The following is a 12,479-nucleotide window of genomic DNA, read 5'->3' as shown; positions in this document are numbered from 1 at the left end:
CGCGCCCGTCACAGTCGGTCCGCGTAGCGTCGAGCGCATGCACGTGGGTCTCCGCACCGTCCTCGACGCTCCGGTCGACGCGGTCCGCGACGCGCTCCTGTCACCGTCGGTGATGGTGGCCGTCACGAAGCCGTTCCTCCGGTACCGGTCGCGCTCCCCCGAGGGCTTCCCCGCCCGCTGGACGCCCGGCGAGCCGCACCCGATCGCCGCGGATGCGTTCGGGCTGTTCCCGAGCGGCGACACCCACGTGGACATCGACCGGTACGAGGTCGAGGGCGTCCCGGTGCAGCGCGACAACGGCGGCGGTGTGTCGGGACTCTTCGGCCGGATGACGATGGCGCACCGGATGGCCACGGTCGACCTCGGCGACGGGACGACCCTGCTGCTCGACCGGCTGACCTACCGGATGCGACCGCGGGCGCTCGGGGTCCTGCTGTGGCCGGGGATGTGGGTCATCTGGCAGTGGCGTGGGCTGCGGATGCGGCAGCTCGCCCCGACGTGGCGTCGGTCCGGGTGACCCGGTCGGGACCGTGCCGACGGCGCACGCTGCACGATCCTGCACCGGTCGGCCCGACCCGCGCCGCGGTGCTGGCTCCGGCGACCGCGCCGGGCGTAGCCTGAACGGGTGAGCGACCTGCGAGCAGGAACCGAGTCCGCGACCGTCGACCCGACGGTCGCGAGCACGCTCGCGACGATCGACTGGCGGCGGATGACGTTCGACCTGTACCGCCGGGTGCGGGCGACCCCCGACCCCGAGACCGCGCACGCGTTCTGGCGCGAGACGCGGGACGCGATGTTCGCGGACCACCCGGCGTCGCCGCTGCTGCCCGAGGACGCGGCCGGATTCGAGTCGCTGCCCGTCCCGACGTACGACCCGGACTGGCGGTTCCGCGCCCGGATCGAGCCCGCGGAGCCGCAGGCGATGGACGTGGAGACCGGCACGGACGGCATCGTGCACTTCGACCGGCTCGGCGTGGTGCGGCTGCCCGGCATCGGGACGCTCGACGTCTGGTCGCACGGCGGCTACGCGGGGGGCGTGTTCGTGCCGGTGAAGGACGCGAGCGCCGGCAAGGCCCGCGGTACCTACGGCGGTGGCCGCTACCTGCTCGACACGATCAAGGGCGCCGACCTCGGAGGCGAGGACGACGAGCTCGTGCTCGACTTCAACTTCGCGTACAACCCCTCGTGCGCGTACGACCCCGCGTGGGCGTGCCCGCTCGCACCGCCCGGCAACACGGTCGCCGTCCCGATCCCCGTCGGCGAGCAGTACGACTTCTAGCGAGGTGCAGATGAACGGTCTGGTGGCACTCGACCGCGGCGGCAGCGTCCCGCCGTTCGAGCAGGTCCGCGCGCAGATCGCCGCACAGATCCAGGCGGGCTACCTCGTCGACGGTGAACGCCTGCCGAGCGTCCGGGGCCTGGCGGACGAGCTCGGGCTGGCCGCGGGCACGGTCGCGAGGGCGTACCAACTGCTCGAGGAGTCCGGACTCGTGCACACCGCACGCGGCGCCGGCACCCGGGTGGTGCGTCCAGCCGACGTGCCGCCGGAGGTCGCCGAGGCAGCGCACGTGCTGGCCGTCGCCGCGCGGAGCGCCGGACTGTCCGCCGACCAGGCCGCCACGGCACTGCACGAGGCCTGGCCCGCCTGAGGCGACGGGCGGGGCGGGGGCGACCCGCGCCTCCAGGCCGGCTCCGGCGACCGTCCGCGGGCCGTCAGGTCGGGCGCTTGTCCCGCTGCGCCACGCGGAGGCCGCTGCCGATGAGCCGCAGCACGAGCTCCCGACCCGTCACGGGCGTCGCGCCCGCGGACACGAGCTCGTCGTAGCGTGCCATCGGCACGTCGTAGTGGTCGTGGTCGAATGCACGACCGGGGAGACCCGCGGCGCTCGCGAAGGCGTGGAGTTCGTCGTACGATTCGTCGCTGACGAGGTGCGACCACAGCGTGTCGTGCGCAGGCCACGTCGGCGGGTCGATCAGGACGGTCACCCGCCAATGCTACGTGTGTCGCCGTTTGACCGGACGCGGTGGGATCGAGTATTCTCGATCCCTGGTGTCAGCGGGCCGTTCTGCCTGCGTCGCCGATCGGGCCCGGCCTCCCCGGGAGCCGCTCGTGCAGCAGTGGGCACCCGAGACTTCCCTCAAGCAGAGTACGTAAGGAATTCCACGTGGTTTACGCAGTAGTGCGCGCCGGCGGCCGTCAGGAGAAGGTCGAGGTCGGCACGATCCTCACGATCGACCGTGCCAAGGCCGACGACAAGGGCAAGATCAAGCTCGCTCCGGTGCTCCTCGTGGACGGTGACACCATCACGTCGGCCGCGACCGAGCTCGCGAACGTGACGGTCACCGCCGAGGTGCTCGAGGACCTCCGCGGTCCGAAGGTCGTCATCCAGAAGTTCAAGAACAAGACCGGGTACAAGAAGCGCCAGGGCTTCCGCGCTGAGCTCACCCGCGTCAAGATCACCGAGATCGCGTAAGGCGGGAGTAGAAGATGGCACACAAGAAGGGTGCGAGCTCCACTCGCAACGGTCGTGACTCGAACGCACAGCGCCTCGGCGTGAAGCGCTTCGGTGGCGAGGTCGTCAACGCCGGCGAGATCATCGTCCGCCAGCGTGGCACCCACTTCCACCCGGGCGCCAACGTCGGCCGCGGTGGCGACGACACGCTGTTCGCCCTCTCGGCCGGTTCGGTCGAGTTCGGCACCAAGGGCGGCCGCAAGGTCGTCAACATCGTCGGCGCTGTGTAAGCGACCCACGATCTGACTCTGCGGGAGGGGCGGGCCACGTGCCCGCCCCTCCCGTTCTCTTTTCGGCACCACCGGAGCTTCGGCGACACCGAGAGCTCCTGCAGCACCTAGGAGTGGACCCATGGCGACGTTCGTCGACCGCGTGACCCTGCACCTCAGCGCGGGGGACGGCGGCAACGGCTGCGTGTCGGTCCGCCGTGAGAAGTTCAAGCCCCTCGCCGGCCCGGACGGCGGCAACGGCGGTGACGGCGGTGACATCGTGCTCGTCGCCGACCCCCAGGTGACGACCCTGCTCGGCTACCACCGCTCGCCGCACCGTTCGTCGAAGAACGGCCAGCCCGGCATGGGCGACATGCGGAGCGGCATCAGCGGCGAGACGCTCGAGCTCCCCGTCCCGATCGGCACCGTCGTGCACGACGAGCGCGGTGAGGTCCTCGCCGACATGACCGAGCCGGGCATGCGCGTCGTCGTGGCCGCCGGTGGTCAGGGTGGCCTCGGCAACGCGGCGCTCGCGACGACGAAGCGCAAGGCACCGGGCTTCGCCCTCCTCGGCACGCCGGGGGAGTCCGGCGACGTCAGCCTCGAGCTGAAGACGATCGCCGACGTCGCGCTCGTCGGCTTCCCGAGTGCCGGCAAGTCCTCGCTCATCGCGGCGATCTCGGCCGCGAAGCCGAAGATCGCCGACTACCCGTTCACGACCCTCACGCCGAACCTCGGCGTCGTCGAGTCCGGCTCCACCCGCTTCACCGTCGCGGACGTCCCCGGCCTCATCGAGGGTGCGTCCGAGGGCAAGGGCCTCGGACTCGAGTTCCTCCGCCACGTCGAGCGCTGCGAGGCCCTGCTGCACGTCATCGACTGCGCCACCATGGACCCCGGTCGTGACCCGATCAGCGACCTCGACGTCATCCTCGGCGAGCTCGAGCGCTACCCGGTCCCGGAGGGCCAGGTGCCGCTGCTCCAGCGCCCGCAGCTCATCGCGCTCAACAAGATCGACGTCCCCGACGCCTCCGAGCTCGCCGACTTCGTCACGGCGGAGCTCGAGGGCCGTGGCTACCGGGTGTTCCCGATCTCGACGGCCTCCCACAAGGGCCTCCGCGAGCTGACCTTCGCCCTCGCCGACATCGTCGAGCGTGCCCGTGCCGAGCGCGCCGTCGAGCCGCAGCCGGAGCGCATCGTCCTCCGTCCGAAGGCCGTCGACGAGGTCCCCTTCACCGTCCGGGCCGAGGGCGGCGAGGAGCACCGCTTCTACCGTGTCCGCGGCGCCAAGCCCGAGCGCTGGGTGCAGCAGACCGACTTCACCAACGAGGAGGCCATCGGCTACCTCGCGGACCGTCTCGCCAAGCTCGGCGTCGAGGACGGCCTCTTCAAGGCCGGTGCGGTCGCCGGGTCCACCGTCGTGATCGGTGGTGACGGCGGCACGGTCTTCGACTGGGAGCCGACCCTCACCTCGACCGCCGAGCTCATCACGAGCGCCCGCGGCACGGACTTCCGCATCGGCGGAAGCTCGCGTCCGACCCGCAACGAGCGCCGCGAGGAGTACTTCGAGCGCATGGACGCCAAGGCCGCGGCACGAGCTGAACTCGAGCAGGAGCGCGTCTCCGGCCTGTGGGCGGACGACGACGCGGACGACGCCGACCCGTTCTCCGGCGAGGTCGAGCGCCACCACGAGGGCAAGGACTGACCGGAGCATGACCGAGGCGACCGACACGGACCTGGGCCGCGTGCACTCACGCGCGGACATCCCGCGGGCACGACGACTCGTCGTGAAGGTCGGGTCGTCCTCCGTGAGCGGCGAGAACGTCGGGCAGATCGGCGCGCTCGTGGACGCCCTCGGTGCCGCCCACGCACGCGGGACCGAGGTGGTCCTGGTCTCCTCGGGTGCCATCGCGACGGGCTTCCCGTTCCTCGGGCTCGAGGGGCGTCCCGACGACCTCGCGACACAGCAGGCCGCGGCGGCGACCGGGCAGAACGTGCTGATGTTCCGCTACCAGAAGGAGCTCGACCGGCACGGGGTCGTCGCGGCGCAGATCCTCCTGACCGCCGGCGACCTGCAGAACCCCGCACACCGGGTGAACGCGCAACGGGCGATCGACCGGCTGCTCGCGTTGCGGGTGCTGCCGATCGTGAACGAGAACGACACCGTCGCGACACACGAGATCCGCTTCGGTGACAACGACCGGCTCGCGGCCCTCGTGGCCCGGCTGCTCGGGGCCGATGCGCTCGTGCTGCTCTCCGACGTCGAGTCGCTCTACACGAAGCCGCCGCAGCAGCCCGGTGCGGAGCCGATCGAGCACGTGCCGTACGGCGACGAGCTCGCAGGGGTGACGTTCGGGTCGATCGGAGCCGCGGGCGTCGGCACCGGGGGTGCCGGCACGAAGGTCGCGGCGGCGCGGCTGGCGGCGGACGCCGGGACGTCGGTGCTCGTGACCGCGACGTCGTTGGTGGCGTCCGCGCTCGCGGGTGAGGACGTCGGTACCTGGTTCGAGGCGGCGCCGCGGGCGTAGGCGCGGTTCCGCGCGCTCCGGTGCGGCCTGGAGGCGCGGTTCGGCTCGGCGCGCCCTGCCTGGAGGCGCGGATCGGCTCGGCGCGCCCTGCCTGGAGGCGCGGCTCGGCCCGTGTACGGAGGGTCTGTCCGGCACCGTCCGGCCTGGAGGCACGGTTCGGCCCCGGCGCCGGCCTGCGTCCGGTACCGCGCAGCCCAGAGCCGCGGGCCGGCCCGGCGCGCCCGGCAGCGCCAGTCGCGTGGTCGCGATCTGTCGCTCCCCCTGCAGGAAGGCGACCGTCACTGCCCCTGCGGTGCCCCGTGGGCGGCGTGTCGTGCCCGAACGCCAGCGCCGGTCGCGCGAGCCGGGGCCCGAGCGACGTGGGACGATCCCTGCACCGGTGGCGGGCCTCCTGACCTGGTCCACAGGCGGGTGACGCACTGCGTCATCGCGGGGGAGGCGGACCTATGATCGAGCCATGTCGCTGACCGCTCCCGCTCCGACCCTGACCGACAAGCTCGTCGCCGCGCGCGATGCGGCGTCGGTGCTCGCGACCGCGACCACGGCCGCCAAGGACGCTGCGCTCGGCGCGATCGCCGCGGGGGTGCGCGCCGCGACCGACGAGATCGTCCGGGCGAACCACGAGGACCTCGTCGCGGGCGAGGACGGCGGGCTGTCATCCGGCCTGCTCGACCGGCTGCGGCTGGACGCGGCTCGGATCGACGCACTCGCCGTCGCCGTCGAGCACGTGATCGGACTGACGGACCCCGTCGGACAGAACGTCAGCGGGTCGGTGCTGCCGAACGGACTGCAGCTGACCCAGGTGCGGGTGCCGTTCGGCGTCGTCGGGGCCATCTACGAGGCACGGCCGAACGTGACCGTCGACATCGCGAGCCTCGCGCTCAAGAGCGGGAACGCCGTCGTGCTCCGCGGCGGGTCGGCTGCGCAGCGCACCAACGCCGTGCTCGTCTCGCGCATCCAGGACGCGGTGGCCTCGGTCGGACTGCCGCGCGAGCTCGTCCAGACGATCGACGAGTTCGGCCGCGCGGGCGCCACGGAGCTCATGCGTGCCCGGGGGCTCGTGGACGTGCTCATCCCGCGGGGAAGCGCCTCGCTCATCCAGACGGTCGTCACGGAGTCGCAGGTGCCCGTGATCGAGACCGGCGCCGGCGTCGTGCACGTCTTCCTCGACGAGTCCGCACCGGAGGAGCGCGCCGTCGACATCGTCCTCAACAGCAAGGTGCAGCGGCCGAGCGTGTGCAACGCCCTGGAGACCCTGCTCGTGCACGAACGCGCCGCGGAACGTCTGCTCCCGGTGCTCGCCGACCGCCTCCGCGCCGCCGGGGTGACCCTGCGCGGCGACGACGCGACCCGCACGATCGTGCCGGGCGTGCTGCGCGCGACCGACGCCGACTGGGCGACGGAGTCGATGGACCTCGACCTCTCGATCCGTGTCGTGCCGGACGTCGACGCGGCCATGGCGCACATCGCGACCTGGTCGACGCACCACACCGAGTCGATCGTGACGAACGACGTCGACACCGCGGAGCGGTTCCTCGCGGGCGTCGACTCGGCGGTCGTGATGGTGAACGCCTCGACCCGGTTCACGGACGGCGGTGAGTTCGGCTTCGGGGCCGAGGTCGGCATCTCCACGCAGAAGCTGCACGCTCGCGGGCCGATGGGGCTGCCCGAACTCACGAGCACCAAGTGGATCGTGCGCGGTCAGGGCCAGATCCGCGGCTAGACTGAACGGCGTCTTTCCACCGACCGAACGGAGCACATGACGATGACCCTCCTCGCCGAAGCCGCAGAGAACGCCTCCGGGGTCCCCGCGTACGTCTTCCCGCTCGTCGGTGCCCTCTTCTTCGCGTTCCTCGGGTTCGTGACGTGGAGCTTCCGTGACGTCGCGTACCGCCACTCGCACAAGTTCGAGGCCACTCGTCACCACGAGACCGGCGTCGACGAGTTCGGCCACACGAAGCTCTGATCCGTCACCCCATGCTCGAGAGCTCGGGGCGGCCGCGCATCGGTGTGATGGGTGGCACGTTCGACCCCATCCACCACGGCCACCTCGTGGCCGCGTCCGAGGTCGCGCGCGCCTTCGACCTCGACGAGGTGGTGTTCGTCCCCACCGGTCAGCCGTACATGAAGTCCGGTGTCACCGACGCCGAGCACCGGTACCTCATGACGGTGGTCGCCACGGCCTCGAACCCGATGTTCACCGTCAGCCGGGTCGACATCGACCGACCGGGTCCGACGTACACCGTCGACACCCTGCGGGACCTCCACGAGCAGCGGCCGGACGCGCAGCTCGTCTTCATCTCGGGCGCGGACGCCGTTCAGCAGATTGTCGACTGGAAAGACCATGATGGCCTCTGGGACCTCGCGCACTTCGTCGCCGTGACCCGTCCAGGCCACGCCTTGAGCATCACGGGCCTGCCGGAGCGGGACGTCAGTCTGCTCGAGGTGCCCGCGCTGGCGATCTCGTCCACCGACTGCCGCGATCGTGTCCGGCGCGGGTTCCCCGTCTGGTACCTGGTGCCCGACGGGGTCGTCCAGTACATCTCCAAGCACCATCTGTATCGGAGCGTTGCATGAGTTCGTCCGACGCGCAGCCGCCTCTGTCGCGGCGCCAGGCGCGCGAGCGGGAGCGCGCTGCCGCCGCCGGTGGCCAGCCCGCGACGCCACCGCCCACCGTCGCCGCACCCGCGTCCACCGACCGTTCGGAGCAGTCCCGCCGACGGCCCGGTTCCCACGTCGCCCCGGCACCCTCCGGCGCTGCGCAGTCGGGTGTCCCCGACGTGCCCCCGGCGTCCGCGACCGAGATCGTCCCCGGCACCGGCGGCCTCACCCGCCGTCAGCTCCGCCTCATGCGTGAGGCCGAGGTCCAGGCGGTCCTGCCGGTGCCGTTGCAGAACCCCACGCCGCAGTCGTCGGACCGGACGGTCCAGGACGTGATCGGCTCCGTGTCCACCCTCGAGGACGACCAGGCCGCCCCCGTCGAGCCGACGCCCGCGGTGTCCGCTCCGACGCGCGCCGCGTCCGCCGCCCCGGCCGAGGACGCCGAGGCGCATGTCGAGCTGGACGACGCCGTCGTGCACCAGGCCACGGAGGCCGACGGTTCGCCCGACGCGGTCGAGCCCCTCGACGAGGCCGCCGCACACGCCGAGGAGCCTCGTCGGCACCGCTCGACCTGGGCGCCGCACGACGCTGAGCCCGACGTCGAGGCCGTGACCGCGCCCGCCGACGACACCGCGCCGACCGCCGTGGGCCAGCCGGATGCTGACGCGTCCGACGCTTCCGCAGCGCCGATCGCACCGAAGCTGCCGAACGTGGACGCCGCGACGCCCGCGGTCTTCCCGCTGTCCCTCGACGACGACACGAACGAGACCCCCGTGCAGCGGTCCGCCGCCGACTCCACCGCGTCGTCCGGGGTCCCAGCGTCGTCCGAGGTCCCGGCGGCGTTCCAGCGTCCGGTGGAACCGAAGCCCGTCACGACCGCGTTCCAGCCGGCGGCCGGGCACTGGTCCGCGCTCGCGCACGACTCGAACGACGCCGAGGTCCACGACGAGGAGACCGGCACCCGCCGGGTCGCCGCGTCGAACCCGAACGCCATCGTGCTGCCCAACTCGGCGCTCGCCGACCCCACCGGTGCGCTGAACGCCACCGGCGAGGTCATCCTCACCGGCTCGATCGACCTGCCGGCGTCGCTGTCCTCGACCGGGTCGCACCGGCCGATCGACGGCGCCGAGGTCGATCGCCTGCTCGAGCAGCACGACGAGCAGCCGGAGACCGACGCCAGCCCGATCCGCGCGAGCCGTGCGGTGTCGAGCCACACCTCCACGCGGCAGGTCGTCCTCGCGGCGGCCAAGCCGAAGGAGTCGAAGACCCCGATGGTGCTCGCGGTCTCGGTCGGTGCCGTCGGTGTCGCTGCGGCCGCGGTGATCATCGTGGCGCTCCTCACGACCCACCCCTTCGGCTGAGCCGCGCCAGCGACACCGTCCGCGTCGGAGCCGGCTGGCCGGTGTCCCACGTCTGACCTATGATGACGGGGCCGATCTCCTCGGCACCCGAGTCCGGCACCGAGTCGGGCGACGACCGGAAGGAACTGCGTGCCCGCCTCCTCACGCGCACTCGAACTCGTGCAGATCGCTGCGACTGCGGCCGACGCCAAGCAGGCCGAGGACCTCGTTGCGCTCGACGTCACCGGGCCGCTCCAGCTGACGGACGTGTTCCTCCTGGCGACCGGCCGGAACGAGCGCAACGTCCTGTCGATCGCCGACGAGGTCGAGGAGCGTCTGATCGAGGCCGGCGCGAAGCCGCTGCGTCGTGAGGGCCGCTCCGAGGGGCGCTGGGTGCTCATCGACTTCGGTGACATCGTCGTGCACGTCTTCCACGAAGAAGACCGCCAGTACTACTCGCTCGAGCGACTGTGGGCCGACTGCCCGACGATCCCGCTCGAGCTGCCCGTCGAACAGGGCTGACCCGAACCGAGCGAGGCACGACGCGCCCGGGTGGCGGTGACGATTTCGTTCCCGGGCGTTCGCATGGTGTACGCTTTCATGGTGCCTCCGGGGAGCCGGAAGCACGAAGCAACACCAACGGGTCTGTGGCGCAGCTGGTAGCGCACCTGCATGGCATGCAGGGGGTCAGGGGTTCGAGTCCCCTCAGATCCACCAACGAAAGCCCCGCGGTTCTCCGGAACCGCGGGGCTTTCGCCGTTTCGGCGTCGGGTACGAGCGAGTCCGGCCAGCCCGATACGCTGACCCCATGAGTGCTGAGCACGTGGGCGAGGGCGCCCCGCTGTCCGGATCGCAGTTGACGATCACCGCCGACGGGTACACCGCCGACATCGCCACGGTCGGCGCCTCGCTCCGGACCCTCCGGCACGAGGGACGCGACCTCGTGGTGCCCTTCGACGCCGACGAGGTCCGCCCGGTGTTCCGTGGGGCCGTGCTCGCGCCGTGGCCGAACCGCGTCGTCGACGGCCGCTACACGTTCGACGGCGCCGAGCAGGAGCTCGCGCTCAGCGAGCCGACCCGTCAGCACGCCCTGCACGGCCTGGTCGGCTGGTCCGACTTCGCCGTCGAGGCCCACGAGCCCGACCGTGCGGTGCTCACCACCACGGTCCCCGCCCAGCAGGGGTACCCGCACCGCGTCGTCGTGACGGTCGAGTACCGCCTCGACGCCCAGGGGCTGCACACGACGGTCACCGGTCGGAACACCGGCCCCTCCCGGGCGCCGTGGGGGACCGGGCCGCACCCGTACCTCGTCGCGGGTGACGGGTCGGTCGATGACTGGACGCTCACGCTGCCCGCCGCCGAGGTGCTCGAGGTCACCCCCGACCGGCTGGTCCCCACCGCCCTGGTGCCGGTGCACGACGAGTTCGACCTGCGCGAGCCCACCCTGATCGGCCCGCGGTTCATCGACCACGCCTTCACCGGCTTCGTCCGCGACTCCGAGGGAACGGCCGTCATCGACCTCGTGGCCGGGGACGGGCACGGTGTCCGCGCCTCCTTCGGGACCGAGTGCGGCTGGGTGCAGGTGCACACCGCCGACCACGTCGTCCCCGAGTACCACCGGTCTGGCCTCGCGGTCGAGCCGATGACCTGCGCCCCCGACGCCTTCAACACCGGAGCCGAGCGCGGGCTGCTCGTCCTCGAGCCTGGTGCCGCGCACACCGCCGCATGGACGATCGCCGCGATCTGACGCACGATCACCCCGATCTGGCCCTCGACCCCGGGACGCGGATCGCGGTCCGACGTCTGGCGGGGGAACCGGACCTCGGACTGCTCGCCGACGGTGTGGCCGACGTCGTCTGGCTCGACTCCGGCCTGCCCGACGGTGCACCTGCGGTGGCGGCGGAGCGGGCGGCCTGGTCCGTGCTCGCGGTGACCGACGGGCCGTTCGCCACGCGGTTCCGGCACGAGCGGCGACGCGCGGTCCTCGACGTCGCCCCGGCCGCCCTGGCGTGGTTCGGGCCGTCGCGGACCACGGACGGGCCCGCGTTCGCCGTGCTGGACGACCTGCTGACGCGCACGCCGCGGCTGCCCGAGCCGGTCGCGGGGTGCGGCTTCGCACTCGGCTGGGTCGGCTTCCTCGGCTACGAGCTCGGCCGCGAGTCCGGCGGGCCCGACCGGACCGCCTCCGACCACCCCGACGCGGACCTCCGGTTCGTCGACCGCGCCGTCGTCGTCGGGCCGGACGGTGCCGCGTGGGCGCTCGCCCTCGTCGCCGATGCGGAACCGGACGCCAGCGCGGCGAACCGTGCCTGGCTCGAGGAGGCGACCCTCCTGCCTGCGCGAGCCGACGTCCTCGACGTGCCCCCGGGCCTCCCGGCCGTCCCCGCGCAGGGACGCGTCACGCGCGCCGCCTACGAGGCTGCCGTCGAGACGTGCCGAGGCGAGATCCGCGAGGGCAATGCGTTCCAGGTCTGCCTCACCACCGCGTTCGCGGTGCCCGGTCTGGAGGCACGGGTCGTCCCCGGCACGGATCCCCACCTCGTCGAGTACCTGCGGCTGCGGGCCGCGGATCCCGTGCCGTTCGGGGCGTACCTCCGCCTGGGCACGCTCCGCGTCGCCAGCCGGTCGCCGGAGCGGTTCCTGCGGATCACGGCGGACGGCGTGGTCACCGCGGAGCCGATCAAGGGGACCCGGCGTCGTGTCGCCGACCCCGTGGCCGACGCGGTGGTGCGGGCCGACCTCGAGGCGAGCGCGAAGGACCGCGCGGAGAACGTCATGATCGTCGACCTGCTCCGCAACGACCTGCTGCGGACCGCAGTGCCCGGCTCGGTGCACGTCGACCGGCTGTGCGCGGTCGAGACGTACACGAGCGTGCACCAGCTCGTGTCGACGGTGTCCGCCGTGCTGCCGGCCGGGGCGTCACGGGCGGCGACGGTGCGGGCGGCGTTCCCGCCGGGATCGATGACAGGCGCGCCGAAGAGCAGCGCCACGCGGATCGCGGACCGGCTCGAGGGGGCGCCGCGCGGGGTGTACTCGGGTGCGGTCGGGTACTTCTCGGCGAGCGGTGCGGTGGACCTGTCGGTGGTCATCCGCACACTGGTCACGGTGGTCGACGAGGACGGCCGGGTGCTCGGTCGGACCCTCGGAGCCGGGGGCGCGGTGACGTGGTCGTCCGACCCCGCGGACGAGGCGGACGAGGTCGAGACGAAGACGCGCTCGGTGCTCGGCGGGGTGGGGGCGGTCGCACGCTGGTGATGAGGGCGCATCCCGGCTGACGATCTTCGTCGACCC

Annotated in this window: 15 protein-coding genes and 1 tRNA gene; 15 read left to right on the top strand and 1 reads right to left on the bottom strand. The window is 72.5% G+C overall.

Going from position 1 to position 12,479, the window contains the following annotated elements; all coding sequences use genetic code 11:
- Nucleotides 1–37: 37 nt before the first annotated feature.
- The 3 genes from NS184_RS04080 to NS184_RS04070 all read left to right on the top strand — a co-directional run bounded on the left by NS184_RS04080 (nt 38) and on the right by NS184_RS04070 (nt 1,649).
- A complete protein-coding gene (locus NS184_RS04080) occupies nt 38–517 on the top strand; it encodes a hypothetical protein (protein WP_058724858.1) in 480 nt (159 codons plus the stop codon).
- A 192-nt stretch (nt 518–709) separates the two neighbouring features.
- The gene (locus NS184_RS04075; RefSeq protein WP_058724890.1) at nt 710–1,279 is read left to right on the top strand and encodes a DUF1684 domain-containing protein; all 570 of its coding nucleotides are present in this window, start codon (nt 710–712) and stop codon (nt 1,277–1,279) included.
- Nucleotides 1,280–1,289: 10 nt separating this feature from the next.
- Nucleotides 1,290–1,649, top strand: a complete 360-nt coding sequence (locus NS184_RS04070; RefSeq protein WP_058724889.1) for a GntR family transcriptional regulator — start codon at nt 1,290–1,292, stop codon at nt 1,647–1,649.
- Between the two features lie 64 nt (nt 1,650–1,713).
- Here NS184_RS04070 and NS184_RS04065 read toward each other — a convergent pair whose 3' ends face one another.
- The gene (locus NS184_RS04065; protein ID WP_058724857.1) at nt 1,714–1,986 is read right to left on the bottom strand and encodes a DUF4031 domain-containing protein; all 273 of its coding nucleotides are present in this window, start codon (nt 1,984–1,986) and stop codon (nt 1,714–1,716) included.
- A gap of 179 nt (nt 1,987–2,165) precedes the next feature.
- On the opposite strand from NS184_RS04065, the gene rplU reads away from it, so the two are divergent.
- The 12 genes from rplU to NS184_RS04005 all read left to right on the top strand — a co-directional run bounded on the left by rplU (nt 2,166) and on the right by NS184_RS04005 (nt 12,443).
- On the top strand, nt 2,166–2,474 hold the full coding sequence (rplU, locus tag NS184_RS04060; RefSeq protein WP_058724856.1) for a 50S ribosomal protein L21: 309 nt from the start codon (nt 2,166–2,168) through the stop codon (nt 2,472–2,474).
- A gap of 14 nt (nt 2,475–2,488) precedes the next feature.
- Nucleotides 2,489–2,743: a 50S ribosomal protein L27 gene (gene rpmA, locus NS184_RS04055; protein ID WP_058724855.1), complete on the top strand. Its 255-nt coding sequence runs from the start codon at nt 2,489–2,491 to the stop codon at nt 2,741–2,743.
- 121 nt (nt 2,744–2,864) lie between these two features.
- On the top strand, nt 2,865–4,424 hold the full coding sequence (gene obgE, locus NS184_RS04050; protein ID WP_058724854.1) for a GTPase ObgE: 1,560 nt from the start codon (nt 2,865–2,867) through the stop codon (nt 4,422–4,424).
- Nucleotides 4,425–4,431: 7 nt separating this feature from the next.
- Nucleotides 4,432–5,247 carry a glutamate 5-kinase gene (gene proB, locus NS184_RS04045; protein WP_152998045.1) on the top strand — a complete coding sequence of 272 codons (816 nt, stop codon included), beginning with the start codon at nt 4,432–4,434 and terminating at the stop codon, nt 5,245–5,247.
- Between the two features lie 457 nt (nt 5,248–5,704).
- Nucleotides 5,705–6,970 (top strand): glutamate-5-semialdehyde dehydrogenase, encoded by a 1,266-nt coding sequence (locus tag NS184_RS04040; RefSeq protein ID WP_058724853.1) that lies wholly within the window; start codon nt 5,705–5,707, stop codon nt 6,968–6,970.
- A 36-nt stretch (nt 6,971–7,006) separates the two neighbouring features.
- The gene (locus NS184_RS04035; protein WP_058724852.1) at nt 7,007–7,213 is read left to right on the top strand and encodes a hypothetical protein; all 207 of its coding nucleotides are present in this window, start codon (nt 7,007–7,009) and stop codon (nt 7,211–7,213) included.
- A gap of 11 nt (nt 7,214–7,224) precedes the next feature.
- Nucleotides 7,225–7,824 (top strand): nicotinate-nucleotide adenylyltransferase, encoded by a 600-nt coding sequence (nadD, locus tag NS184_RS04030; protein ID WP_058724851.1) that lies wholly within the window; start codon nt 7,225–7,227, stop codon nt 7,822–7,824.
- On the top strand, nt 7,821–9,209 hold the full coding sequence (locus NS184_RS04025; RefSeq protein WP_058724850.1) for a hypothetical protein: 1,389 nt from the start codon (nt 7,821–7,823) through the stop codon (nt 9,207–9,209). The genes nadD and NS184_RS04025 overlap by 4 nt, the downstream gene beginning before the upstream one ends.
- 129 nt (nt 9,210–9,338) lie before the next feature.
- The gene (gene rsfS, locus NS184_RS04020; protein WP_058724849.1) at nt 9,339–9,710 is read left to right on the top strand and encodes a ribosome silencing factor; all 372 of its coding nucleotides are present in this window, start codon (nt 9,339–9,341) and stop codon (nt 9,708–9,710) included.
- A gap of 119 nt (nt 9,711–9,829) precedes the next feature.
- Nucleotides 9,830–9,905: transfer RNA gene (locus NS184_RS04015), tRNA-Ala, on the top strand.
- Between the two features lie 91 nt (nt 9,906–9,996).
- Entirely contained in the window at nt 9,997–10,935 is a 939-nt protein-coding gene (locus NS184_RS04010) for an aldose 1-epimerase family protein (RefSeq protein ID WP_058724848.1), read from the top strand.
- Entirely contained in the window at nt 10,914–12,443 is a 1,530-nt protein-coding gene (locus tag NS184_RS04005; protein WP_058724847.1) for an anthranilate synthase component I family protein, read from the top strand. Before NS184_RS04010 ends, NS184_RS04005 begins: the two co-directional genes overlap by 22 nt.
- Nucleotides 12,444–12,479: the final 36 nt, after the last annotated feature.

It is taken from the genome of Curtobacterium luteum, from assembly GCF_001475545.1.
Classification (GTDB): domain Bacteria; phylum Actinomycetota; class Actinomycetes; order Actinomycetales; family Microbacteriaceae; genus Curtobacterium; species Curtobacterium luteum_A.
This window is presented reverse-complemented; position numbering and strand designations above follow the sequence as displayed.

Bases quoted from the DNA above. Each gene is read 5' to 3' on its own strand.
- NS184_RS04080 (WP_058724858.1), top strand. From the start codon at position 38: ATGCACGTGGGTCTCCGCACCGTCCTCGACGCTCCGGTCGACGCGGTC.
- NS184_RS04075 (WP_058724890.1), top strand. From the start codon at position 710: ATGACGTTCGACCTGTACCGCCGGGTGCGGGCGACCCCCGACCCCGAG.
- NS184_RS04070 (WP_058724889.1), top strand. From the start codon at position 1,290: ATGAACGGTCTGGTGGCACTCGACCGCGGCGGCAGCGTCCCGCCGTTC.
- rpmA (WP_058724855.1), top strand. From the start codon at position 2,489: ATGGCACACAAGAAGGGTGCGAGCTCCACTCGCAACGGTCGTGACTCG.
- obgE (WP_058724854.1), top strand. From the start codon at position 2,865: ATGGCGACGTTCGTCGACCGCGTGACCCTGCACCTCAGCGCGGGGGAC.
- proB (WP_152998045.1), top strand. From the start codon at position 4,432: ATGACCGAGGCGACCGACACGGACCTGGGCCGCGTGCACTCACGCGCG.
- NS184_RS04040 (WP_058724853.1), top strand. From the start codon at position 5,705: ATGTCGCTGACCGCTCCCGCTCCGACCCTGACCGACAAGCTCGTCGCC.
- NS184_RS04035 (WP_058724852.1), top strand. From the start codon at position 7,007: ATGACGATGACCCTCCTCGCCGAAGCCGCAGAGAACGCCTCCGGGGTC.
- nadD (WP_058724851.1), top strand. From the start codon at position 7,225: ATGCTCGAGAGCTCGGGGCGGCCGCGCATCGGTGTGATGGGTGGCACG.
- NS184_RS04025 (WP_058724850.1), top strand. From the start codon at position 7,821: ATGAGTTCGTCCGACGCGCAGCCGCCTCTGTCGCGGCGCCAGGCGCGC.
- NS184_RS04010 (WP_058724848.1), top strand. From the start codon at position 9,997: ATGAGTGCTGAGCACGTGGGCGAGGGCGCCCCGCTGTCCGGATCGCAG.
- NS184_RS04005 (WP_058724847.1), top strand. From the start codon at position 10,914: ATGGACGATCGCCGCGATCTGACGCACGATCACCCCGATCTGGCCCTC.